This window comes from Butyrivibrio sp. XPD2006, assembly GCF_000420865.1.
Lineage (GTDB): Bacteria > Bacillota > Clostridia > Lachnospirales > Lachnospiraceae > Butyrivibrio.
On the sequence record NZ_ATVT01000005.1, the window covers coordinates 108,603 to 134,861 of the forward strand.

Genomic DNA, 26,259 nt, shown 5'->3' on the forward strand with positions numbered 1-26,259 from the left:
AAAAAAGTATAAACTACGCACTACGGGGAATAATTGGGAGGAACGGTATGATGCGAAAAGGTAAGAAGGGGAGAGTTGGAGCTAAAGTTTTTGCTGCAGTGCTTGCTGCTGCACTGACTTTTTCCAATGTCTCAATGTCTTTGCCCGGCGGAATGGCCATGGCGACAGAAGACACTGCAACTCAGACACAGACATCTGACACTGCTATTCAGACACAGATATCTGACGCAGCTACAGAGGGAACTGGGGCTGAGGCTGTGACACAGGACACTGAAAACGAAGAGACTGATGGCAATGAGACAGAGCTCAGGCAGACTGAAGCTGCTGAGACAGAGCCTGTGCAGACTGAGGCTGCTGTGACTGAGGTTAATGTAGGCACAGTCGAGGAGACAGAGGTTCAGGAGTCTGAGACTACTGAAGTTACAGAGACTGCAGCGGAGCCTGTAATATCCGCCAGATCAGTTGCAACAGCAGCTGCTACTGCTGCAGCAACAGATACTGAAGTTGAGGCTGAGGATAATAATGAAGACCTCGTAGAGGCTGTATTTACACTTCAGGGAATCAGCGATGAGGATCTGGAGAACTTTAAAAAGGATGCAATTATAAGCTGTATTCCCGAAGATGGTTCTGAGACAAGAACTGCTTCTTTGGATGATAACGGTAATTATTCCGTTACAGTAAAAAAGTATGTCAGCTATAACCTGGAACTTACGGGTGTTGAAAACTACAGGCTTTTGACTCTTTCTTTTACAAGATTTAATCCTGCTGAAGGAGAGGATCCAGTTGTTCTTTCTTTTGAAGCTCTTTCTACTGATGATGATTCAGATAACACGGGCAGGACTATTGATGACAGCAAGCCTGATGTATGGGATTTTGGCGCAGAAAATCTGGGCGATGAATATAATAACAGACTTGATGCGGATACAATTAACGGATTTTATAGTGTTGCAGCCGGATCCACAGGAGTGAACATCGCTTCATTTTCTGTTGATGACGGAGACTTTGAGTTTAATGACGGTGGATATCCCACAACTCACAGAATCAGATCAACCAATAAAGAAATCACAAGGTATGACGAAAAGAGCCTTAAGGACTCTGATGGTAACGTATACAGCGGATACATCTACTCCAACAAAGGGTCTACAGACAGCGTATATTTGGCTCTTGAGTGCAAGACCGACGATGTGATCACTGTTTATGCTGCAAGTAACGGAACTGATTCAGAGATACATTTCAGAAACACAGACGATGAATCTGATGATACATCCATGACTCATACTCTTGGAAGCGGCACAGTTTCAAAGATGGTATTCTATCCGGCTGATGACGCCAAGTACAAGCTCTTTTCATCAAGCGAGAAACTTGTGGTGGCAAGAGTGGTCCGTGAGCATGCTGAGTATGGCACGCTTACAGGTATAGTAAACGGATATGAGGGAAAAGATCCTTTAGAAGTGGTGTTTACAAATAAGCTTAACGGCAATGTCATTAAGGCAGAAGTAACTGACGGAGCATTTTCCGCAACACTGGCTGAAGGCTTTGAATATGAGCTGTCACTGAAAGGTGCAGATGATTATGCAATAGCTTCTCCAAAGACTGTAACCATAAATGGTGATGAGACTATTGACCTTGACCTTGTTGGCGTGGATCTTGTGAGCGTTTCGGGTAAGCTTTCGGGAATTGCAGAAGGAGATGTTCAGAAATTTGCTTCGGCAGCTGAGTTTACCTTTAAGCCCCAGGACGAGGATTCTGTATATGTTCCGCAGATCAGTCTTAAAGCCGGGGATTCTGAGATTTCATATGAATTAAAGCTCCAGAGCGGTATTACTTATGATGTATCAGTTGCTGATAAAGAGGATACCAACACAGAGAAATATGCAGCTGTAGAAGATTACAATCTTCTTACTGAGGAGCTTACTGTTTCTAAAAACTCAGAAGATGTGAACATTGAGTTTGAGGCTAAGCCGGTTTATAAGGTGACAATAGTTCCTGTTGGAGCTTCACTGTCTGACCTTTCAGAGGCTAATTTCAAGTTCACTAGACTTGACGTTGAAAATGACTACAAAGAAGACGGCTATGTATATGAATTTACAGGAACCGATGACATCGCATTAAGAGATGGCCAGTATGCTGTTGAGGTGAGTGGTGCGGGAGCGTTTGTGCAGAAGCTCACAAGTAACCTTGTTGTTAACGGGGCAGATGTGACAAAAGAGATTTCATTTGCTTCAGATATTACTGAGTGGGATTTCAGCGATGCGGCATTTGCAGCTAAGTTCGCCAATGCAACAGAAGGTACATACAACGGCCTTTCATGGACAAACGGAAGATCTCACAATGGTGTTTATCTTTACTCGGGAGCAGGTAAGATCTCTGTTCCTGTAAAGGGAGACTGTCAGATTCAGGTGACAGGTAATTATCAGTATTCATACTACTTTGAAAACGAGAACGAGGGATCTGTAGGTGTTAAGACAGGAACAACAGGTTCGAGTGAAACATTTACCTATGACTATAAGGGCGGAGAAGGCTCTTTTGACATAACAGTTCTTGGTTCTTCTTATATAACAAAGATTGCTACGGTATATCAGACAGAGTACAAGGCTGAGCTTACAGTCGGAGCATCCGATAGTGCCGACTATGCGACAATCGGTGAAGCTCTTGAAGCTGTAAGACGCATGGACAGAGGCAGTGACAGAGTTACCATCAGCATTGAGCCCGGCAACTATGAAGAGATGCTGGTTATCGATGTTCCTAATGTAACTCTTAAGAATGCAAAGAGCGGAGCAAGCATCACACCTGTTAACAAGGGCGTTGATATCGCTTCCGATTCGGTTCGTATTACATGGTACTACGGCCACGGCTATACATATTACAGCATGGGCAGCGACTGCAAGTACGATGAGGAACTGCTGAATGTTAACAAGGCAAACGGATATGCTTCATTTGTAAATCCTGGATCAGGCACAACAGCAGGCAGTTACTGGAATGCTTCAGTTGTTATAAGTGCTGCGGGATTTGAAGCAAAAGATATTATTTTCGAGAACTCTTTTAACCAGTATATGTCTGAGAAGGCAGCCGAAGACGTGATTGTTCCTCAGAGCGGTGCAAAAGAGGGAGCTGTAGCCCGCTCGGGAATGAGTGCAGGCGATACAGCTGTTCAGGATAAGAAGTATGTAGAAAGAGCTGCAGCAGTTGCCATGACCAAGTCTGCGCAGGAAGCTTACTTTGATCACTGTGCATTTATTGGACGTCAGGATACACTTTACGGTGCGGAAGGATCCACTGAGGCTTATTACAACTGCGATATCTACGGCGGAACAGACTTTATCTTCGGAGGGATGACAGCGGTATTTGCAAAGTGCAACCTTGTCATGAACACAAGTGAAGACGGCAACGACGTTTCATATATCACAGCTGCACAGCAGTCATCGGATAGCACAAGAGGCTACCTCATGTACAACTGCAAGGTTACATCAACTGTTCCTGGTGAAAACACAGCATCACAGTATGCTTCAAAGCCAGGATTCTTCGGAAGACCATGGAAGGCAGACACATCAGAGGTTGTTTACTACAACACAGTTATCGATGCGACATGCAGCGAGTACAAAGATATATCAGCATCACTTATAAAACCTGCAGGATGGAATAACAGTCTTAGCGGAACAACTAAGAGAAACGTTGAATATGGTACTTATGAGATGGCGGACGGTGTTGATAATTCCGCAGCCAGAGCAGACTGGGCTCCTGTAAGTGATGTGGCTCAGACAACGGATGGCAAGGAGATTTCCGTAGCTACATTCCTTGGAAGCTGGGATCCGTTTGACGGCAAGAATATGGATGTTGTTCTTCCTGACGGTAAGGTTGTTGCAGAGCCTGATGAAGGGAATAAAACGGAGACAACTCTTTTCACATTTGAGTCCAAGGACCTTACTGCTTTCGCGGCAGGTGCTAAGGTTGACGGCGATACAGAGAAGGCCGGAACAGAGGATTATTTCACACTTATCTACAGTGCTAAGACTAAGGTTGATGGCAGCAAAAAGACCTTTGAGGATGAATATTATTCAGAGCAGAGAGTGAACTTCGGTGGAAAGCCTGTTGTTGAAGGCGGCGAAGTTAAGGCCAACGCAGTGAAGTTTAAGACTTCAAATGCCGCTACTGTTAAGGTTTGGTGGGTGGCTAATAAAGCCGGCTATCAGATGGCTCTTTTGAACGCATCGGGTGAAAAGCTCTCAGCAACAACTGAGGAGGCAGCAGCCAATACACCTTATATCTCCAAGCTTAAGGTAGATGAGGCAGGAACATATTATCTCGGTGGAGATGATGTAAATAACTATATCTTCAAGATTGAAGTTGAAGAAGAAAAGGCTGCAGAGCCCGTAGAATATGAACTCGAAGCTTCGCTGCTTGATACATTTGGAGCAGGTGCAAAGGCAGACGGTGACAGCGAAAAGGCTGGAACAGACGATTACTTTAATCTTCTGTACAGCGTTAAGTCCAAGATTGACACCAGCAGCAAGAACTGGGAGGACGGTTATACTTCAGGTGTAAGGATCAACTTTGGCGGCGCCGCAGCTACAGACAAGAATTCAATCAAGTTTACTACTTCCAGTGACAATGCTGAGCTTAAGATCTGGTGGGCTTCAAATGCCAGAGAAATGGTTGTGCTTGATGCACAGGGAAATGTTGCATATAAGACAGAATCCGGTGCTGTTAAGAATGAACCATATATTTCTACAATCACACTTAAGCAAGCTGGAACTTATTACCTAGGCGGAGATGGTGGAACTAACTACATCTTCAAAGTAAAGGTTACTGACGGAGCTCCTGCAGAAGTTGTAAGAGCTGACTGGAGTAGCGTTGAAGCTCCTGTAATTGAGAATGTTGCACTTAATACCAAAAATGCAGGCAAGATTGATGTCACAGTTAAGGCAGTTGTCGGCGTAAATGGCGGAGACAGACTGACTGCAACAATGTATGATGCTGAGGATAATGAGGTAGAGACACTTAAGTCTTCTGCAGAAAAAGACAGTTTTGATTTTTCATTTACACCTGCAGCAAGCGGTGATTACCATTTTGTTGCGACTCTTTCAAGAGAGGATGAGGAGTCTGTAAAGACGAGTGAAGCATCTGATGCGTTTGCTTTTGTATATCCTCTTACAGCGCCGGTATTTAAGAGTGTTGTAAATAAGGGCAATGGCACAGTTCAGATTAAGTTCTATTCTGTGGCAGAGGCAACTGAATATACAATCTATGCTACAAACAAGACCAGTGAAAACGGCAAGTCCGCAAGGGATACATATACGCCGGTTAAAGTGGTTAACGATACAAAGACCGAGTATTCATATACTTTTGTTGGGCTTAATGTTGGTGATACTTACGAGATCTCACTGATTGCCAAGCGCGAAAGAGACGAGAACGGCAATACTGTCCTTGATGAATCAGAAGCTTCAACCGAGGAAGTTGTAGTAACAAGTGATTCTGAGCGTGAGTGGGTATTCTCTGCATTTGGATCGGGCGTTTCAAATTCCGCTTCCAATAACGGTTATGAGGAGAAAGAAGATGGATCATTAACAGTATGGTGCTTGAACAACAAGGGTAAGATAGTTCCTGCAAGTACTGATGGACTTTCTTTCTACTACACTGCAGTTCCGTCTGATATGAACTTTACATTTACAGCGACTGCAACCATCGATACCTGGACATTTACAAACGGCCAGGAAGGTTTTGGACTTATGGCTGCTGACAGAGTCGGTGTAAACGGCGATGCCAGTGTGTTCTGGAACAACTCATATATGGCATCCGGAACAAAAGTAGAGTACTACTATGATAAAGAAAAGGGCGAAGCTACTCAGGACGAGACCGATACTAAGATCACAATGAAGCTTGGTCTTGGCGCTCAGGAAAAGGCCGGCGTTACGAATGATAACCTGGCTCTCCTTGAAGCTAATGATACTGATACTGTTAACAATGTATTCTCAACCAATATGTATCCTCTTGAGACATCATGTGCTGCAGCGGGATCAGGTACATACAATCTCTTTGGAAAAGAGACATCGGGAACAGCTGTTGGAACAGTAGAAAATCCTGTTACCGAGGTTAGACTTCGTATCCAGAAGAACAATACAGGATATTTTGTGAGCTATCTTGATGGCAATGGAAATGCAATTGCAACCAAGAAGTTCTATGATACAGAGGCACTTTCAAAGCTTGATGCAGAGAATGTATATGTAGGATTCTATGCATCAAGAACCTTCAAGGCGACATTCAGTGATGTAGAGCTTACACTCACAAATCCTGAGGATGATTCTCCTGCAGAAGAAAGACCTACAGAGTATGTAGCACCTAACTACAAGATTGTTTCAGCTACATATTCAAATACTGCGAAATATAAGCTCAGTTATGTAGGAAACGCTGATGGTGTACTTACAATTACAGATGCTTCAGGAAATGAGCTTGTGACATCACAGACGGTTGAGGCTGATAAGCAGTTTGAAGTTGAGACCAAACTCAAGAAGGGTGATAACAAATTTACTGTTAAGTTCATTCCTGATGAATTCTTTAACCCTGAAGGAGACCCTTACAAGAAACTCTCTTCATATGAAATGGCAGAGTTCGAGCATGTGGTTAAGTATGAAACCATCAATGATGATGAGAAGATTTATGTAACACAAAACGGAAGTACTGATGCTGAGGGAACACAGGCTGATCCTGTAGATATCTACACAGCTGTTAAGTATGTACAGCCGGGCCAGACAATCGTTCTTGAAAGCGGAACATACAATCTTACAAGCACAGTTAAGATTGACAGAGGAATTGACGGAACACCTGATAAGCCGATCAGAATGGTGACAGATGGTGGAAGAGCAATATTTGATTTCGGCAGAAGGTGCGCTGGATTTATCCTGGCAGGTAACTACTGGTATATTAATGGAATTGACTGCACTAAGTCAGCTAATTCACAGAAGGGTATCCAGGTTTCCGGAAGTCATATAACTCTTGAGGATATCCGTACATATGAGAACGGCAACACAGGTATTCAGGTTAGCAGATATCTATCGACAGATGACAGAGACTTATGGCCTTCATATGACCTGATCCTCAACTGCACATCATACAGCAATGCGGATGCAGGTTATGAGGATGCTGACGGATTTGCGGCTAAGCTCACATGTGGAGAGGGAATCGTATTTGACGGTTGTATCGCATACAACAACGCTGACGACGGTTGGGATCTCTTTGCAAAGGTTGAGACAGGCTCTATCGGCCAGGTTACAATCCAGAACTGTGTGGCATTTGACAACGGCTATGGCGTTGACGGAACAAACGAAGGAAACGGTAACGGATTCAAGATGGGTGGTTCAAGCATTGCAGGTAACCACAAGCTCATCAACTCTGTTGCATGGGACAATAAGGCCAAGGGAATTGATTCAAACTCAGGCCCTGATATTCAGGTTTACAACTCAATGTCCTTCAACAACGGATCAAACAACGTAGCTCTTTATACAAACGATACAGCTAATACAAATTACTACGTAGACGGTGTTATTTCTTTCAGAACAGATAACACGGGAACCAATGAGAATATCAAGCCTAAGGGAACACAGGATGAGAACAATATCTACGGAAGTCTCAACTTCTTCTGGAATGACAATAAGTCTGCCAACAAGGATGGACTTACTGTAACAGAGGACTGGTTCGTATCACTTAGTGCACCTAAGGCGGATGCTCAGAATCCTATTGCAGTCGCTGAAAGACTCAGGGCAGCAGACGGCTCAATTGATCTCGGAGATTTCATGAAGCTTTCCGAGACAGGGCTTAAGGCGCTTGCAGCTGCAGGACTTGATGCAAAAGACATTGTGGCTGACCTTGGAGGCGACTATGCTTCTATAAAGGATGAGAGAGATATTAACGGATCATCTGAAGCTGCTGATAAAGATAAAGAGATTCCGGAACCTGGAAGCAGTGAATCCGGAACAGGCAGCAGCGAGTCGGGAACAGGCAGCAGCGCAGAGTCAGGCAGCGGAAGCAGCTCGGAGTCAGGCAGTGGAAGCAGTTCAGAGACCGGAAGTGGAAGCGGCTCAGAGACTGGCAGTGGAAGCAGTTCAGAGACAGGAAGCAGCACCGATTCAGGATCAGGCTCAGAAAGCGGATCAACAAGCGGATCAACAAGCGGATCGGGCAGCGCGAACACCGGAAGCTCAAGCGGTTCCGGAAGTTCGGATAACTCTGACAGCAGTGCAACGGGGTCTGGAAGTGAATCAACCGGCTCAGGAAGCAGTTCAACAGGTTCAGGAAGCACATCAGGCAGCACCGGAAGTTCATCAGGCAGCACATCAAGCAGCACAGGCAGCAGCTCAGCTTCAAGTGCAACATCCGGATCCACAACAGGTACGACTGCAGAAGCCGGAATCGGCGCATCGACAGCCACAGGAACAACTACAGGTACCGGAACAGGAACTACAACCGGAGGAAATACATCCGTAACAGGCAATACCGGTAATAACGATGACACTTCAGTTGCAGGAGCTACAAGGGATGAGAACCAGACAACAGAGACTCAGTCTGCAGACAGCCAGAGTACTGAGGAGCAGTCTACAGATACTCCTTCAACTGGTGATGGTAATCAGCAGTCAATCCCAGAGGAGCAGCAGCCTACATCAGACAAGCCTGAAAATCCTGTATCACCTGTACTTCCTATAGCAGGTGCAACAGTGGTTGTGATTGCAGCGGTTGGCATTGCAATAAAGACAGGATTTTTAGCTAAGATACTTGCAATCCTTCATATCGTGAAGTAATGCGGATTTGCATTTACTGCACACCTTTCATTATACATTTGGGACAGCCTCGGACTTACTCATCCGGGGCTGTTTCATTTTTCAAAATGACCCCTTGACTCCGTCCCCAGGGACCATTTCTTTAAGTTTTCTTCTATGCTATAATCATCTAGTATGATGAAATTTGAATTGATAGCCCCATGCCATTTTGGGCTGGAGGCAGTACTGAAAAAAGAAATAATAGACCTGGGATATGACATCACAGAAGTGGCTGACGGCCGTGTTACCTTTGCGGGTGATCCGGACGCTGTTTGTCGTGCCAATATCGGCCTGAGGACAGCAGAGAGGATACTGATCAAGGTTGGAAGCTTTCATGCTGAGAGCTTTGAAGAACTGTTTCAGGGTACTAAGGCGCTTCCGTGGGAAGACTATATCCCGAGGGACGGAAGATTCTGGGTCAAGAAGGCGAGCAGTGTTAAGAGTAAGCTCTTTTCCCCGTCAGACATACAGTCCATCATGAAGAAAGCCATGGTGGAGAGGATGAAGTTGAGCTATCGCACCGACTGGTTTGAAGAAAAGGGCGATGATTTCCCTGTGAGGGTGTTCATCATGAAGGATGAGGTCACAGTGGCTCTTGATACCACAGGAGATTCCCTTCACAAGAGAGGCTACAGGAAGCTGGAATCCAAGGCTCCTATTGCAGAGAATCTGGCTGCTGCGCTTATTATGCTTACGCCATGGAGAGGCGACAGGATATTGGTTGATCCTTTCTGCGGAAGCGGAACTATACCGATTGAGGCTGCTATGATGGCTGCGCATATTGCACCGGGCATGAACAGGAATTTTACGGCTGAGAGCTGGACTCATATCATAGACAGGCAGAACTGGGCGGATGTCAGGGATGAAGCAAGAGATGAGATCCTGACAGATGTTGAGACCGACATTCAGGGCTATGATATTGACCCTGAGATGATCGAGATAGCCAGAATAAATGCAAGAAAGGCCGGAGTTGAGAATATGATACACTTCCAGGCCAGAGATATTGCTGATTTGAGCCACAGGAAGAAATACGGCTTTATCATCACCAATCCGCCGTACGGAGAGAGAATTGGCGACAATAACCTTCTTCCTCAGCTTTACAAGACCATTGGCGAGAGATATAAAGCTCTCGATTCCTGGTCGATGTATCTTATCACCGGTTTTGAAACTGCCGAGAAGTACATCGGCAAAAAGGCTGATAAGAACAGAAAGATCTACAACGGAATGCTTAAGACCTACTTCTATCAGTATATGGGACCTAAGCCACCCAGGAGAAATGATAAGGCATGACTAATAAAGAAATGAAAAAAGTGGCCGTTAAGGCTTCAGTTTTCGCTATTGTCTCCATTTCTCTGATGCTCTACAGGGCATCTACCAAGCATATCATGATCACTGATGCTGCGGGGGTACAAATAGACAGGGGCAAAAGCGAAAATGCATATACACTGCTGGTGGATAAGAATGTTCCTGAGGGCAAGAGCGGAGTGCTTACAATTCCACTTCCGAAGAGTGTCAGTTCAGACAATATTGTGCTGGAGGACAGGTACATTGACCATCAGCTAAGGATTTATATAGACAGCAGGGAAGAGGGCTTCTACAAGGACAACGCCATAGTTACCGATCTTGATATCATTGACAGTGCGGTTTGCGTAAATCAGAATGATACGGGAAGTGTTTGCCTTGATTTTGAGCTTGACGGTCTTTATGTCAACGAGAGCTCTTTGACGGAAGCCAGTACCATTGAGGTTAAGTTCTTCAGACCTTCCGATAAATATGACCGCATAGTAGTCGTGGATGCTGCCGCCGGAGGCCGGAATAACGGCTCTGCAAGCGGACTTCTTTTGGAAAAAGACATTGCTCTTGAGACAGCTCTTTTGCTGAAAAATAAGGTATCGCGGGAGCAGAACAGTGAAGTTAAGTTCTATTTCACAAGACAGAATGATGAAGATGTGGATCCTGAAAAGAGAAGAGCGCTTATCCGCGACAGTCAGGCTGATTTATTTGTGGAACTGTCGGCAAGCTCTTCGGAGAATGCATCGGATAACGGGATCACATGCTATTACAATGACAGGTTTTTCTTAAGAAGGCTTAACAATGCAACCTTCGCGGACATTATGGAGAGAAATTGTGCTTCCAAAGCCGGTGCAATAGCGCTGGGAGTTGCTCCGTCGACGGGAGATGAGCTTCTTGAGGGAGCAGGTATACCGGCAGTAAGGGTCAGTCTGGGATTTGTATCGGGGGATACAGACAGCGTAAACCTTGCGGAACAGTCTTATCTGAGCAAGGTATCAGACGGCGTTTATAACGCTGTTTTAGAAGCTTTTGAGGTGATGGAATGAGAATAGTATTTGCAACGGGTAATAAGGACAAAATGAGGGAAATTCGACAGATTCTTGCGGATCTGGATGCGGAGGTCCTCTCTATGAAGGAAGCCGGAGTTTTTGAGGATGTAGTGGAGGACGGACAGACTTTTGCAGAGAACGCCAGGATCAAGGCTGATGCAATATACAAGCTTCTTCAGGAAAAAGAGCCTGACAAGGCTGCTGAGACTGTTGTTTTGGCCGATGATTCGGGACTGGAGATTGATTATCTGAACGGAGAACCCGGCATCTATTCAGCAAGATATCTCGGAAAAGATACTCCGTACAGCGAAAAGAACAGTATCATCCTTGAGAGAATGGAAGGTGTCAAGGATGAGGACAGAAGTGCAAGATTCGTATGCGCCATAGCTGCTACACTGCCCGAGGGCAAAAAGCTTGATGCCCTTGGCAAGATGGAGGGAAGAATAGCCTACAGTATCGCAGGGGAGAACGGTTTTGGCTATGATCCTATTTTCTTTTTGCCGGAATATGGCAAGACAAGCGCTGAGATATCAGGTGAGGAGAAGAACGCCATAAGCCACAGGGGCAAGGCGCTCAGGGAGATAGAGGCTCTTCTTAGAAAAGAGCTTATGAAATAAGTTACGGTGGTAATTGATGCAAAAGATTTTAGTGGTGAGTGATACTCACGGCCATGACAACAATTTTTACGACGTGCTGGACATAGAAGAGCCCATTGATGGCATTATTCATTGCGGCGATTTTGAAGGTTCGGAAGGCAAGTTTGCTCTGGCAGCAAACTGTCCTGTGTATTTTGTGGCGGGGAATAATGACTTTTTTGCAGATTTAAATCGGGAGATTGAGTTTGATCTGGGAAGTCATCATTGCTTTGCTACTCACGGACATCAGTATCTTGTGTCCATGGATTTGGAGAATATTAAGGCTGAAGGGATATCAAGAGGCGCTGATATGATATTTTTCGGTCACACGCATAAGCCTGTGGCAAGAAATGTCGACGGAGTATATCTCTTTAACCCGGGAAGCTTATCCTATCCAAGACAGGAAGGAAGGCGTCCGAGCTATCTGGTAATAACGCTAAAAGACAGTGGTGACGTGGGTTTCGAGATAAAATATCTTTAATTAAAAAATTGTGTTGACAATCGATTCCCGAGCGTTATATAATAGCTATTGCGTTACGGCTTAAGACATAAGCTTGCAGAACGGGGTGTGGCTCAGCTTGGCTAGAGCACCTGCTTTGGGAGCAGGGGGTCGCAGGTTCGAATCCTGTCACCCCGACTTGAATACATTAAGTCGTCAATTAAATACTACATGCGGGTGTAGTTCAATGGTAGAACACCAGCCTTCCAAGCTGGATACGTGGGTTCGATTCCCATCACCCGCTTTGAGCAGAACAATGTTTCTACTCATATTTTAAATGTGTCCGTAGCTCAGCTGGATAGAGCAACGGCCTTCTAAGCCGTGGGTCGGGGGTTCGAATCCCTTCGGGCACATTTTTTTACATGGTGGCTATAGCGTAGTTGGTTAACGCGCCAGATTGTGGTTCTGGAGACCGAGGGTTCGAGTCCCTCTAGCCACCCTCTCACTACAGTAGTTACTGTTGATAATGGGCCATCGCCAAGCGGTAAGGCACAGCACTTTGACTGCTGCATACGACGGTTCGAATCCGGCTGGCCCAGTTCCTAGCTTTTTTGAGCCGCATTTTGTTTAAATGGGATACTAGCTCAGGTGGTAGAGCACTTGACTTTTAATCAAGTTGTCGGGGGTTCGAATCCCCCGTGTCTCATTCAATCCCTATTCTTTACGGAGTAGGGATTTTTATTTACCATAATGAGCGGGTATGGCGGAATTGGCAGACGCGCTGGATTTAGGTTCCAGTGGGCGACCGTGCAGGTTCAAGTCCTGTTACCCGCATCATAAGATGAAATCCGTTAATCAGGTATACCAATGCCGGGTTACCGGATTTTTTCTTTGGGGCAATTGCCGTAATTGTAGCGCCGGAGTATTATTTTTGTTTATAATATATCTAATGGTTTTAAAAAATATCTGGGGCATAGGAGTTGTGTATGAATCCTCGAAGAAGTCAGAACCCTTTTACAACGTTTGGTTTATTATTCCTTTGTGCAATCGGTTTTCTGTGGTTTGCAAGGGAAGTTAAGAATACGGATGAGATCTATAAGCGCCTTTGGGCTATAGAAGGTGTTACCGGCGTAGAAAAGCTTAGTTTTGAAAGAACTCATGAAGGCTGTATTCAGGATAAGTATCTTGTTACTTTTGAGCAGCCGATTGACTGGGAAAATCCTGAACTTGGCACGTTTTCCCAGAGAGTTGAAATAGGAATAACCGATAAGGCAACTGTCAATTTAATGCATTTGGATGGATATGCGCTTCAAAGTGATCTGCTTGGGCGGGATTATGTTCCTGAACTGGTGGAGATGTACAGGGCTAACTATATCCATGTTGAGCACAGGTTTTTTGGCGCATCAAGTCCGGACGACCTTTCCTATGATCAGACAGGGTATTGGGAATATCTGACAAGCCAGAACGCTGCTGCGGATTATCACAGTATTTATACCAGGCTGGCACCGCTTTTGGGGGAAAACTGGATGAGCTATGGTGAAAACTACGGAGGGCTTTTGTCAAATGTTTATGCAAGCCTCTATCCGGAGGATTGCAAGCTTTATGTATCCTTTGCTGCGCCATGCCCGGATGGTGCCAATGACAAGCGCTTATTTGATTATATATATACAGATATAGGTACTGATGCTTACGGTAAAACGCAGGCTAAGGAATACAGAAATCTCATTACACAATTTCAGGTTGATCTGATTAAGAATAAACAGGAGCTTCTGGGATTATACAATGATGCTATAGATAATACCGGTATGAGATTCAGAGAACACGCGTCAAAAGAAGTGTTGTATGATATCAATGTTCTTGAGTTTGCCGTTAAATTCTGGCAGTATAATCAGGAATTTGATAAGCTTGAGCAATTGCTGACAATGCCTGAAGATACTGCAGCCAACAGACATGCTAAGGCTAGGGCTGAATTTGAATATATGATAAGTGTGCAGGGACCTGAAGACTGGTCGCCTGATAAGTATACATGGCCGTATTATGTTGCGGCAGCTATAGAAACCGGCGAGTATTACTATGACTTTTTATATTTAAGAGCTGCTCTTACGGAGGCGGGAATACATAGCGGAATGACTGTTACTCCGGACATGGAAGAAACACTGCTTTGGGATTTAACATTTACGGTTGAGCAAAAGAATGCTTTTAGCTATAACGGTAATTTCCGTGAACAGCTCATTTCATCTCTGAAGAATACAGATGCCAAGATGCTGATGATCTATGGAACCACTGATCCGTTGTATGCAGTAAGACTTCCGAACATCAGCAATGACAACATCAAGCAGTATGTTCATCCCGAATTGGCGCATACGATCAACATACAGAGTTTTCCTGATGACACCTTAAGAGAAATAAAAGGATATATAGATCAGTGCATTAGTGAATAAACGGATTATAGAATCTGCTTCCGTTAATGTAAGTTAAAGTGAGGGAAATAACCAGTAACAGTGCACATACGATAATGCTGATATAGTCAAGGGGCTTGAATTTCTGAGCCATATACCAGGTTCTCTTTTTGTTCTTGCCAAAGCATCTCAGTTCCATGGCATTTGAAATTATTTCTATCCTGTCCATGCTGCTGAGGATCAGCGGTACTAAAATAGCAGATGCAGATTTAAGGCGTTTCACAAGAGACGCCTTTTTGCTTAGTTCAACGCCTCTAGCCTGTGAGGCCTGACTTATCTCATGGTACTGTTTCTGGATGTCTGGTATGTAACGGAGAGCAAGAGCTACAGAGTAGGATACCGAATAGCTTACACCGATCTTGTTCAGTGATGCGGCAAACTCGCTGGGATTTGTGGTGCAGACAAACAACAGCACGAAGGGAATTGTCGCAAAGTATTTCAGGATATAGTTAAACTGGAAAAATAACTGCTCTGCTGTCGGGGCAAATCTACCGGACATGCCGAATAAAAAAGTACAGGTGCCGTAAATCTCAGTTCCGTGGCGTGGAGAGAACAGATACACCAGTATCGTATTCAGAACCAGAAAAACGAGAGTAAACCACAGCATAAACGAAATGTCTTTTACCCCTATCTTACCTATGGGAAAAAGAGCTATTCCAAAGATGGCCAGCACCAGCAAAAGCCTGGTGTCATATGTAGTCATGGCTGCCATACTCCATAGAAAAAGGCACACGAGCTTGGTGGCTCCTGTCAGTCCGTGTATCGGAGATTCTTTTTCGATATAATTAAAGAGATTATTCATGTTTCCTTACGTTATCCCTCTCATAATAGATAAAGTTCTGCACAAAATCTGTGCTGTCATTTATTCCGCAGTGTCCTGCGAGATGATACAGGCTGGTCTCCTTGAGGCTGGCTCTGTCTACAATATCTGTGTTTGTCAGAACCTCTGCACAGCTCATATCGGCAATTATCCTGCCATCTGAAAAGACAATACTCCTGTCCGCATATTCAAGCATGAGATGCATGTCGTGAGTGATCATGACTATTGTGATGCCTCTTTCGTTGAGGTCCTTCAAAAATTCCATTATTCTTGTGTAATTTCTGTAATCCTGACCTGCTGTGGGCTCATCGAGGATCATCATATCGGGCTCAAGGACCAGGATGGAGCAGATGGTAACCCTCTTTTTCTGGCCATAGCTAAGAGCAGAAATAGGCCAGTTACGCATCTTGTACAGACCACATATTTCCAGAGCTTTTTCGACACGCGTTTTGACTTCGTCCTCCGGAACTCCTCTTAGCCTGAGGCCCATGGCAACTTCATCGAATATCATGATGTTGGAGATCATCTGATTGGGGTTCTGCATGACGTATCCAACATGCTCGGCACGTTCCTTGATGGAAAGCGCTGTGAAGTCAGATCCGCCAAACAGGATTTCTCCTGAATCCTGAGTCTCCATTCCGCAGATGACCTTGGAGAAGGTGGATTTGCCGGCGCCGTTTGTACCTACAATTGCGATCATTTCACCTTTGCCAATGCTGACTGAGATATCACTGAGGGTTTTCTGATGAGTCTTTTCATAGGTAAAAGACAAGTCCTTAACCTCCAGCAGCTTCTCAAACGGATGGGCTTCCTTTGGCTTTTGGTTTGCGATAAAGAACTGCCTGACCTTTTCTTTGTGCTGCTCGGAGAGAGTCAGATATTCAAGGCTGGAAGGATGGATTGTGGGATCGATATCAACTCCCGCATATTTAAGTGCAGTAAGATACAGGGGCTCCCTGACTCCGCATTCCGCAAGCCTTTTGGATGACAAAAGCTCATCGGGAGATGTGTCGGAGACAATTCGACCTTCATTCATAAGAACAATCCTGTCTACGGGTCTGTGAAGGACGTCTTCGATACGATGCTCAATGATAATGACAGCGGCTCCGGTGCTCTTTTGCAGCTCGTCGATAAGCTCAATGGCCTGTTTGCCGGTCTTGGGATCAAGGTTGGCAAGCGGCTCATCGAAGAGAAAAAGGTCCACGTCGCTGACCATTACGCCACCTACGGACACACGCTGCTTCTGACCTCCGGAGAGTTCGGAAGGCGCATGGAGCAGCACAGAGTTCAGATTCAGGGTTTTAGCAACTTCATGTACCCGATTTTTCATTCGGTCCTGTGGAATGCAGTCGTTTTCAAGCGCAAAGGCAAGGTCTTCTGCGACAGTCATTCCTACGAACTGTGCATCGCTGTCCTGAAGCACGGTACCCACAATGTGAGAGATGTCGAAAAGGGACATCTTTCTGGATTCTGTGCCGTTTATAAGAAGAGATCCGGTTATGGTTCCCTTATAGGAAAACGGGATAAGTCCGTTTATCAGGCTTGCCATGGTGGATTTGCCACAGCCTGAAGGGCCTGCAATCAGAATCTTTTCACCCTTTTCAACCTTCAGATTAATATTATAGAGCGTAGGGTTGGCCTGCGCTCTATACTGAAATCCCAGTTCTTTAAATTCAATGATAGTCTTACTCAATTTTCTTCCTTTAAGCTGCCCTTCTGAGGGATTGTCTTAGCGTATGCAAGGCAAACGATAGTGCCGATGATAGCTGTTGTGATGATATTGATGATTGCACCGGTGATACCCTGAAGGAATACCTTGTCGACTGGTTCCTGATACATAAGGATATCGAGGCATGGAGCTACGCCAACCCATGCAAGTAAATGGGAAATGGCCTGAGCAACGTTGAATGTGATGATTCCTTTTACGCTGAATTCGCCTTCGTCAATCTTGAGCTTGCTGCTGAAGATTCCCATGAGGCATCCGAATACTGCGGAAGCAATAACCCAGCTCCACCATATACCCCATCCGAAGCTGAAATCGATGAAGAAGTGTCCGATAAGGCCTGCAAGAGCTCCTGCGAAAGGTCCGAATACAGCGGCGATGAATGCCAAGAGGCCATACTGGATGGAAATGTTGGTGTTAGGAATAGGACTCGGGATGGCTACGAATCTTCCGAGAACAAAGAAAAGTGCAGCACCAATACCGATTGCAACAATTGTTTTAACAGTGAATTTTCTCATACATCTTCCTCCTTAACTATCACAATATAAACTCATTATACATCAAAACATAGTTTACTTTGACAGGTTTTTTCGTATAATAAGTTAGCAAGGAGTCTGACTTAAAAAACATGAAGAATAACAGTATTATTGAAGGACCCATTTGGAAGAACATGCTCTCGTATTTCTTTGCACTTCTTCTGGGGGCCTTTTTTCAACAGTTCTACAATACAATAGATGCAGTCATCGTATCCAGAGCGGTCAGCAGTGATGCTCTTGGAGCGGTAGGCGGCTCGGCAGCCATGATAGTAAATCTGTTTGTGGGTTTTTTCATGGGACTGTCCTCCGGAGCAGCGGTAGTTATATCCCAGTTTTACGGAGCATCCAGAAGGGAAGAGGTGGAAAAGGCCGTACATACTGCCATTGCACTGGCTGTCGCTGGCGGCCTTCTGATAACCCTTATAGGCGTTTTTGCATCGCCTTGGATAATCCGGACCATGAATACGCCGATAGAGCAGGAAGCGGCTTCTATTATCTATTTGCGCATATATTTCCTGGGGATGATACCAAACCTTGTTTACAACATGGGTGCCGGAATACTGAGGGCGGTGGGAGACTCCAGAAGACCTCTGATAATCCTTATAATAAGCAGTTTCTTTAATATCATCCTTGATCTTTTGTTTGTGATAGGACTTGGATTCGGTGAAAGAGGAGATGTATCCGGCGTAATGGGTGTAGCTGTGGCAACTATTATCAGTCAGCTCATCAGCGCTGTTATGGTGGTGGTTATGCTTGCAAAGAGCAATGATTCCTACAGGCTGGATATCAGGAGAATCCGATTTGACTCTCCGCTCCTTGGCAGGATTGTCCGGATAGGTATTCCTGCCGGACTTCAGTCTACAATGTATACTCTTTCAAACATTCTTATACAGGCGGCCATTAATGGCTTCGGAAAAGACACTACATCTGCATGGGCTGCATATGGCAAGATTGACGTACTGTTCTGGATGACAATGAATTCGCTTGGAACAGCGGTTACTACCTTTGCGGGACAAAACTATGGCGTGGGAAGGTATGACAGGGTGAGAAGATCTGCAAGAGAAGGCGCACTTATTGCGCTGGTTCTTACGATACCACTGAGCACTTTTCTGTGCATATTCGGAGAATTCATTCTGAGGATATTTGTTAAGAATGAAGAGGTTATCAGGATCGGATATCAGATGATAAGATTCCTGGCTCCCTTCTACGTGATATATATAGGAGTGGAGATATTCTCCGGTGTACTCAGGGGGATGGGAGATGCTCTTTTCCCGATGATAATTACAATGAGCGGAGTATGCGTTCTGAGGGTTATCTGGATCCTGTTCGTGTTCCCTCTCAATAAGACGCTGGAAATGGTGGAATTTAGTTATCCCATGACGTGGGCGGTGACATCGCTGCTGTATCTGGGGTATTACAATATTTTTATTCGGAAGAAAAATATATTAACTAAGTAAGGACAAGGGATGCTACGCGCAAGCGCGGCATCCCTTGACTTTTATACCCTTTATCACTTAATTCCCTGCAGCTACATTTTCCGGAACCTGATCAACCACTGTTTCCTGAGCCGGTTGTTCAGGCTGAGCGCCTTCTCCTGCGGCTGCAGCAGCTGCGGCCGCTGCGTCTTGGAGAAGCTGCCATTCTCCGGCTATAATTCCTTCAATTCCTTCCTGTTGCATATATTCAGGAGTATGACGGCACTGCTTCAGCACCATTACTGTTTCACCGTTTTCATTGACGGTGGTGGTATACGCTGAATTCTCCGGTGTGTAATTTACGAATCCGGACTGAAGAGCAGCGGGTACTTCAGGTGTGAGTTCAAATACACCCTGGGCCTTGAAAGGACATGTGTCACATGCCGGGAGCCCGTCCAGAGCACATATCTGACCGCCGTAATGTACATCACAGCTTTCTGTCGGAACTGTTCCCTCCTCAAAGTATTCTGAGATAAGAGTACCGTCGCAAAGTCCTGCTATCGGCTGCTTGCCGCTTCTTGCACATACTGTTGCAGATACGATTCCGCTTGGAGTAGTGAAGGATGAGTAAGGAAGGTCTTTGTGAACCTGTTCCATAACCTTTCTCCACATGGTCTTGGCGAGGTTCTTCTCTGCTGAGACTGTCATCTTGGCGTTGTTGTCGTAACCTGCCCATGTTGTTGCTGTGTAGTAGTTGGTGTAACCTGCAAACCAAACATCGTTGTAATCTGAGGTTGTACCTGTCTTGCCGGCGATGGCAGTTGTACCGAAGTTAACTGATCCGCCTGTACCGCTTGTTACAACGTCCTGCATAGCACTGGTAAGAAGGAAAGCAGTTGTTTCCTTGAGTACACGCTTTGATTCCGGTTCTGTGTTGTCCAGAATAACATTTCCGTCGTGATCTATGATCTTGGTATAGAGCTTGGGCTTGATATAAACGCCGCCGTTTGCGATGGATGCGTAAGCTGCATTGAGCTCGATGTTCTTAACACCCTTGGTAAGTCCGCCAAGCGCTGTTGATTGCTGGATATCGGAGAATACCTGGCCGTTGATCTCTTCTTTTTCAACAAGAGTCGTGAAACCGAAATTCTTGAGGTAGTCAAAACCGAGCTGAGGAGTGATGAGTGTAAGGGCCTCTACGGCAATTACGTTCATGGAATCTCTTATGGCTGTTCTGACTGTGTTAAGACCTCTGTATTCTGAGCCCCACCAGTTTCTTACAAGTGTTCCGTTTGTATAAGCAAAAGGAGCATCATTGAATACCGTTGCAAGAGTAAGCCCTGCACTGTCGATTCCGGGAGCATAGGTTGAAAGAACCTTGTAGGTTGATCCCGGCTGACGGTAGGAGTCGGTAGCACGGTTGAGGGTACGGCTGGCAGTCTTTTGACCACGTCCGCCCACCATGGCTACGATATAACCTGTATTCTGCTCTTCGATAGTGATTGAAACCTGTGGCTGAGGAGTCAGGGTTATCTTTTCGCCGAGAACCTCATCGCCTGCGTTCATGACCACGGACTTGTATTCCTCAATAGCTGCTTCTGCAGACTCATGAGAGTCGTAGATCATGTTAAAAGAGCTCTTTTGCTGCTTGAAATATGCCTGGAACATCTCACTGCTGTGATTGGTTACTGTTCCGTCTGCAGCCTTTACTGAAAGCTCATAGGCAAGCAGATACTTGGTACCTTCAGGATAATTGCTCTCGTCCTGGAATACTGAATCGCAGATTCTCTGGATATCAGGATCCTGAGTTGAATAAATCTTAAGACCGCCGCTGTAGAGCAGTGTGTAAGCCTGAGTCTCGTTATATCCCGCTGCTATAAGGTCAGCGATAACATCGTTGGTAAGAGCGTCAACAAAGTAGGAGTTGATAGTGGAATCACCGCCTGTCTCCTGGTTGACATTCTGTATCCTTGAATAGACATCATCAGCCATTGCCTTGTCATACTCAATCTGTGTTATGAACTCGTGCTTGAGCATGTTGTTAAGAACTTTGGTACGACGCTCGGCGTTCTTATCAGGGTGAGTGATGGGGTTGAATCTGCTGGGATTCTGGGTGATGGCAGCGATAACCGCACACTCTGAAAGGTTAAGATCTGAGACCGGTTTGTTGAAGTATCTAAGGGAAGCAGCCTGTACGCCAAGTGTATTCTGGCCAAGGTTAATGGTGTTCATGTAATTGAGAAGAATGTCTTCCTTGGACATCTGCTTCTCAAGCTGAACTGCCAGGTACTGCTCCTGGATCTTACGCTTAACGCTCTGAAGCTTGGTCTCGTTGGTCCATCCTGAGAACACGCTGTTCTTAAGAAGCTGCTGTGTAATGGTACTGGCACCCTGTGAAAAGTCACCGCCGGAGGTAATTCCGACATAACCTGCACGGATGATACCCTGGATATCTATACCGTTGTGTTCATAGAACCTCTCATCCTCGATGGCAACGAAGGCTTTTGAAAGAAGATCCGGGATCATATCTCCTGTGACAGGAATACGGTTTGAATCCGTCGATACGAGCTTCGCAATCTGATTGCCGTCAGTGTCATAAACGAAGGTGGAGAAACCCTTAGGTGTAACGTTAATGCTTGAAATGTCGGGAGCATTGTCCCTGATTCCGTTGAATACACCGATTCCTGCGCTTGTTCCGATGATTACTACACCAAGGATCAGCGCAAGCATAATATAGAATCCGAAAAGACTGAATTTCTTTCCCCATTTGTCGGTACCTGAATTCAGCGCTCGTGCCTGCTGAATGATACCTCTTTTTCCATAATTCATATTCTTTCCTCGCTGTTTTTAAAACTATTAAACCAATCTATTATACCATAAGCTACGGATTGCGCAAAATTTTGGTCCCCTGACTCCGTCCCCAGGGACCCAAATATGGTATACTCACTTTATGAGCAGAGAATCATATAAGGTTATAACTAAAGATGGCACAGGTGAGATCGTTGAGAAGAAGTCCCGTTTCATCGGTGCAGTATATAATGTGGAGAGCACAGAAGAAGCAGAGGCCAGGATTGCTGAGATTTCCAAGAAGTACTGGGATGCGAGGCACAATTGCTACGCTTATGTAATAGGAGAAAACAGCGAGATATCAAAGTGCAGCGATAACGGAGAACCCTCGGGAACGGCAGGTAAGCCGATACTGGAAGTCATAAACGGAGCAGGTATTACCAATGCCCTGATAATCGTCACAAGATATTTCGGAGGAGTACTTCTCGGGACAGGAGGGCTTGTAAGAGCCTACACTCAGGCGGCACAGTCAGCTCTTGCGGATGCTGAGGTTGGTGAAAAGGTCTTTTCCCAGAAACTCACACTGACCGTTGGCTATAACATGATAAATAATGTCCAATACTATCTCGGGCAGAACAATATAGCTATCGCCGATTCAAGATATGAAGCAGATGTAAGCTTCGATATCTGCGTAAAAGAGTCAGACCTTGAGACCATAAAAAACGGCCTTACACAGAAGTGCGAAGGCCAGATAACCATCACCGAAGGCGATAAGGGCTACTACATACTATAAAAGAAAAAGCAAGAACCGAATGTTACGGTCCTTGCTTTTATTATTTTATCAGTTGTTCTTCTTGAAACCTGCTCTCTTACGGAGTGTAGGATCAAGGATTCTCTTACGGATACGAAGGCTTGTAGGTGTTACCTCAAGGAGTTCGTCATTGTCGATGAACTCGATGCACTGCTCAAGGCTCATTACACGAGGGGGAACGAGACGAAGAGCTTCATCTGATGCGGAAGTTCTTGTGTTTGTAAGATGCTTGGTCTTGCATACGTTAACCTCTACATCCTCACTCTTACCGCTGGTTCCGATAACCATTCCGGAGTAAACCTTGTCACCTGTCTTGATGAAGAGCTGTCCACGGTCCTGAGCATTGAAAAGACCGTATGCTGTAGCTTCGCCATTCTCGAATGCGATGAGGGAACCTGTCTTACGATAGTTCATATCTCCCTTGTAAGGTGCATAGCCGTCAAAGATTGTATTGATGATTCCGTTACCCTTTGTATCTGTCATGAACTCACCACGATAACCGATAAGTCCGCGGGAGGGAATATTGAACTCAATTCTGGTATAACCACCGTTTCCGGCACCCATGTTGACAAGCTCACCCTTTCTCTCGCCGAGCTTCTGGATAACGCTTCCTGAGAACTCGTCGGGCACGTCGATGTAGCACTTCTCCATAGGCTCAAGCTTGTGACCCTGCTCGTCTGTGTGGTAGATAACTTCTGCCTTACTTACTGCAAACTCAAAGCCCTCACGACGCATGGTCTCGATAAGAACTGAAAGGTGAAGCTCACCACGTCCTGATACCTTGAAGGTCTCTGTTGTCTCTGTATCCTCAACTCTGAGAGAAACGTCAGTGTTAAGCTCTCTGTAAAGTCTGTCACGAAGGTGACGGCTGGTTACGTACTTACCTTCCTGACCTGCAAGAGGAGAGTCGTTAACGATGAAGTTCATTGAAATTGTAGGCTCTGAGATCTTCTGGAAAGGAATTGCAACCTGATTGTCTACTGAGCAAAGAGTATCACCGATCTTGAGATCCTCGATACCTGAGATGGCAACGATGGAACCGATCTTGGCTTCCTGAACCTCTACTCTTCCAAGTCCGTCGTACTCATAGAGCTTACCGATCTTGGTCTTGATGCGGCGCTCGGGATCGTGATGGTTTACAACAACGACCTCCTGGTTAACCTTAACAACGCCGTTGTCAACCTTACCTACACCGATACGACCAACGTACTCATTGTAGTCGATGGTGCTGATAAGTACCTGTGTGCTGCTGTCAGGATCGCCGACAGGAGCAGGAATGTAGTTGATGATAGTATCAAGAAGAGGCTTCATATCAGGACCCTGCTCATCAGGTGAAAGAGAGGAGGTTCCTGCCTTGGCTGATGCAAATACGAACGGGCAGTCAAGCTGCTTGTCGTCTGCGCCAAGATCCATAAGAAGCTCAAGTACCTCGTCGATAACTTCATTAGGTCTTGCCTCAGGTCTGTCAATCTTGTTGATACATACGATAACAGGGAGTCCTAATTCCATTGCCTTTCCAAGAACGAACTTGGTCTGTGGCATAGGTCCTTCAAAAGCGTCAACAACAAGGATAACGCCGTTAACCATCTTAAGTACACGCTCAACCTCTCCGCCGAAATCAGCATGGCCGGGAGTGTCGATGATGTTGATCTTGATATCTTTGTATGTGATAGCTGTATTCTTAGACATGATGGTGATTCCACGCTCTTTTTCAATATCGCCGGAATCCATAACACGCTCAACAACCTCCTGGCCTTCACGGAAAATTCCGCTCTGGCGGAGAAGTCCGTCTACAAGAGTTGTCTTACCATGGTCTACGTGTGCAATGATCGCAACGTTTCTTACATCATTTCTAGTCTGCTTCATAAATCTTTTGTCTCCTTAATATAGAAAAAACACATCCATTTCAAACTAAGGAATTATAGCACGCGTATATTACTTGTTCAACATAAAATTTTCACAGAAAACAAGGGCCTTTTATGATAAAATTAAGCATGGTTGCGCAAAAAGCGGCCAAATCATGTTATGAAAGGGGAAAATATGAAGGCGAAATTTTCCACATATTTAAATGAAATCGCGCCTGGATTGAAGGAAATGATAGCAGAGCTTGGGAAGAGCTACGACTATGTCAGCGTTCTTTCCACGGATTCTGTCGGATTCAATGTCAGAGTATCGCAGCGCGTTAAGGCTATTAATGGATCAACACTTACCACAGAGAGAGGAAACGTTGTCAGGGTTTACAAAGACGGTCTTTACAGCGAATACTCTTTTAACAGATTTGATCATGATAAGGCAAAAGACATGGCGGCAGAGGTGAAAAGCGTTCTGGACGCCCAGCTGTCCGTACTAAAGACCACCAATTCTGAAGTCTACAACACACCAAAGCTTGATGATGAGAAGCAGGAGCTCTTCGTGGAGATGGAGACAGGGTCTCTTCCCGAGGAGACAGATCTCTCGGCGCTTGTTGATAAGCTCCAGAAATTCAGCGACGAGGGTGTGGCGCTCTCCGATGAAGTCATCGACTGCAACTGCGTGGCTCAGTCCACCCACATCTGCAAGATGTTTTTGACGGCCAATAAAGATCTTCGCCAGAGCTATGTATATTCGGAAGGAACCGTGTTCATGATCGGCGCAAGGGATGGCAAGAGCGACCAGGGCTACAGCGGAATATCCGACAGGCTCGGACCTGAGATCTTTGACGGTCTGGGAGAAACTGTAAAAGAGAGCTTCAGAGGCCTTAACGATACTCTCGGTGCAGACCATGTCATTCCGGGAGAATATGAGATCATCACTTCTCCCGAAGTTTCCGGACTTATCGCCCACGAGGCTTTCGGTCACGGCGTTGAGATGGATATGTTCGTTAAAAAGAGAGCTCTCGGAGCTGAATATATCGGCAAGAGAGTCGGCTCTGATATGGTGACCATGCATGAAGGCGCAAAGTGCGTAAGAGACGTTACAAGCTATGCCTTTGACGACGAGGGAACACCTGCAGGTGATGTCATCGAGATCGACAAGGGAATCCTTAAGACCGGCGTTTGCGACGCACTCGCGGCTTTAAGGCTTGGAACAAAGCCCACAGGAAACGGTAAGAGAGAGAACTTCGAGCACAAGGTTTACACCAGAATGACCAATACGATGTTTGATCCCGGAACTTCCACCAAAGAAGAGATGATAGCAAGCGTCAAGAAGGGATATCTTCTTGAGGGCATGGACTCAGGCATGGAGGATCCCAAGCATTGGGGAATTCAGTGCATCGTGTCCAGGGGATATGAGATCATTGACGGCAAGCTCACGGGCAAAGTTATTTCACCTGTTATCATGACCGGATATGTGCCGGATCTTCTGGGCTCAATATCCATGGCAAGCACAGACTACGAATCTCACGGAAACGGCGCATGCGGTAAAGGCCACAAGGAATGGGTCAAGACTGTTGACGGAGGCCCGTATCTCAAGGCTGTTGCCAAACTCGGTTGATAACAAATTCA

General features: G+C 45.5%; 14 protein-coding genes and 7 tRNA genes. 16 read left to right on the plus strand and 5 right to left on the minus strand.

From position 1 onward, the window contains the following. Positions 1-47: 47 nt before the first annotated feature. The 13 genes from G590_RS18755 (at position 48) to G590_RS0107485 (ending at position 14,664) form a co-directional block, all read left to right on the plus strand. The gene (locus tag G590_RS18755) at positions 48-8,789 is read left to right on the plus strand and encodes a pectinesterase family protein (protein ID WP_022765044.1); all 8,742 of its coding nucleotides are present in this window, start codon (positions 48-50) and stop codon (positions 8,787-8,789) included. Between the two features lie 153 nt (positions 8,790-8,942). Continuing rightward, positions 8,943-10,097 (plus strand): THUMP domain-containing class I SAM-dependent RNA methyltransferase, encoded by a 1,155-nt coding sequence (locus G590_RS0107430; protein ID WP_022765045.1) that lies wholly within the window; start codon positions 8,943-8,945, stop codon positions 10,095-10,097. Continuing rightward, entirely contained in the window at positions 10,094-11,146 is a 1,053-nt protein-coding gene (locus tag G590_RS0107435) for an N-acetylmuramoyl-L-alanine amidase (RefSeq protein ID WP_022765046.1), read from the plus strand. The genes G590_RS0107430 and G590_RS0107435 overlap by 4 nt, the downstream gene beginning before the upstream one ends. Next, entirely contained in the window at positions 11,143-11,766 is a 624-nt protein-coding gene (gene rdgB, locus G590_RS0107440) for an RdgB/HAM1 family non-canonical purine NTP pyrophosphatase (RefSeq protein ID WP_022765047.1), read from the plus strand. Before G590_RS0107435 ends, rdgB begins: the two co-directional genes overlap by 4 nt. A gap of 16 nt (positions 11,767-11,782) precedes the next feature. Continuing rightward, the gene (locus tag G590_RS0107445; RefSeq protein ID WP_022765048.1) at positions 11,783-12,265 is read left to right on the plus strand and encodes a metallophosphoesterase; all 483 of its coding nucleotides are present in this window, start codon (positions 11,783-11,785) and stop codon (positions 12,263-12,265) included. 81 nt (positions 12,266-12,346) lie between these two features. Then, positions 12,347-12,421, plus strand: a tRNA-Pro gene (locus G590_RS0107450). A 35-nt stretch (positions 12,422-12,456) separates the two neighbouring features. Then, positions 12,457-12,527: transfer RNA gene (locus G590_RS0107455), tRNA-Gly, on the plus strand. 35 nt (positions 12,528-12,562) lie between these two features. Next, positions 12,563-12,636: transfer RNA gene (locus tag G590_RS0107460), tRNA-Arg, on the plus strand. A 12-nt stretch (positions 12,637-12,648) separates the two neighbouring features. After that, positions 12,649-12,722: transfer RNA gene (locus G590_RS0107465), tRNA-His, on the plus strand. A 28-nt stretch (positions 12,723-12,750) separates the two neighbouring features. Beyond that, positions 12,751-12,822, plus strand: a tRNA-Gln gene (locus G590_RS0107470). Positions 12,823-12,856: 34 nt separating this feature from the next. After that, positions 12,857-12,929: transfer RNA gene (locus tag G590_RS0107475), tRNA-Lys, on the plus strand. Positions 12,930-12,977: 48 nt separating this feature from the next. After that, positions 12,978-13,057: transfer RNA gene (locus G590_RS0107480), tRNA-Leu, on the plus strand. Positions 13,058-13,209: 152 nt separating this feature from the next. Then, on the plus strand, positions 13,210-14,664 hold the full coding sequence (locus G590_RS0107485; protein ID WP_022765049.1) for a S28 family serine protease: 1,455 nt from the start codon (positions 13,210-13,212) through the stop codon (positions 14,662-14,664). Here the strand turns inward: G590_RS0107485 and G590_RS0107490 are convergent. Genes G590_RS0107490 through G590_RS0107500 form a run of 3 tightly spaced genes read right to left on the minus strand, consistent with a single transcriptional unit; the run spans position 14,654 to position 17,743 of the window. Continuing rightward, positions 14,654-15,484 carry an energy-coupling factor transporter transmembrane component T family protein gene (locus tag G590_RS0107490; RefSeq protein WP_022765050.1) on the minus strand — a complete coding sequence of 277 codons (831 nt, stop codon included), beginning with the start codon at positions 15,482-15,484 and terminating at the stop codon, positions 14,654-14,656. The two genes, G590_RS0107485 and G590_RS0107490, sit on opposite strands and share 11 nt — an antisense overlap. Next, a complete protein-coding gene (locus G590_RS0107495) occupies positions 15,477-17,195 on the minus strand; it encodes an ABC transporter ATP-binding protein (protein ID WP_022765051.1) in 1,719 nt (572 codons plus the stop codon). Before G590_RS0107495 ends, G590_RS0107490 begins: the two co-directional genes overlap by 8 nt. After that, positions 17,192-17,743 (minus strand): ECF-type riboflavin transporter substrate-binding protein, encoded by a 552-nt coding sequence (locus G590_RS0107500; RefSeq protein ID WP_022765052.1) that lies wholly within the window; start codon positions 17,741-17,743, stop codon positions 17,192-17,194. The genes G590_RS0107495 and G590_RS0107500 overlap by 4 nt, the downstream gene beginning before the upstream one ends. Positions 17,744-17,853: 110 nt before the next feature. Here G590_RS0107500 and G590_RS0107505 point away from each other — a divergent pair, with 110 nt between their 5' ends. Next, positions 17,854-19,218 (plus strand): MATE family efflux transporter, encoded by a 1,365-nt coding sequence (locus tag G590_RS0107505; RefSeq protein ID WP_022765053.1) that lies wholly within the window; start codon positions 17,854-17,856, stop codon positions 19,216-19,218. Positions 19,219-19,275: 57 nt separating this feature from the next. Here G590_RS0107505 and G590_RS0107510 read toward each other — a convergent pair whose 3' ends face one another. Next, positions 19,276-22,005: a transglycosylase domain-containing protein gene (locus tag G590_RS0107510; RefSeq protein WP_022765054.1), complete on the minus strand. Its 2,730-nt coding sequence runs from the start codon at positions 22,003-22,005 to the stop codon at positions 19,276-19,278. A gap of 121 nt (positions 22,006-22,126) precedes the next feature. Between G590_RS0107510 and G590_RS0107515 the strand changes: the two genes are divergently transcribed. Continuing rightward, positions 22,127-22,756, plus strand: a complete 630-nt coding sequence (locus tag G590_RS0107515) for a YigZ family protein (RefSeq protein WP_022765055.1) — start codon at positions 22,127-22,129, stop codon at positions 22,754-22,756. A gap of 48 nt (positions 22,757-22,804) precedes the next feature. On the opposite strand, the gene typA is transcribed toward G590_RS0107515, so the two are convergent. Further along, a complete protein-coding gene (gene typA, locus G590_RS0107520) occupies positions 22,805-24,640 on the minus strand; it encodes a translational GTPase TypA (protein ID WP_022765056.1) in 1,836 nt (611 codons plus the stop codon). A gap of 174 nt (positions 24,641-24,814) precedes the next feature. On the opposite strand from typA, the gene G590_RS0107525 reads away from it, so the two are divergent. Further along, positions 24,815-26,248, plus strand: a complete 1,434-nt coding sequence (locus tag G590_RS0107525) for a TldD/PmbA family protein (RefSeq protein ID WP_022765057.1) — start codon at positions 24,815-24,817, stop codon at positions 26,246-26,248. Positions 26,249-26,259 lie beyond the last annotated feature (11 nt).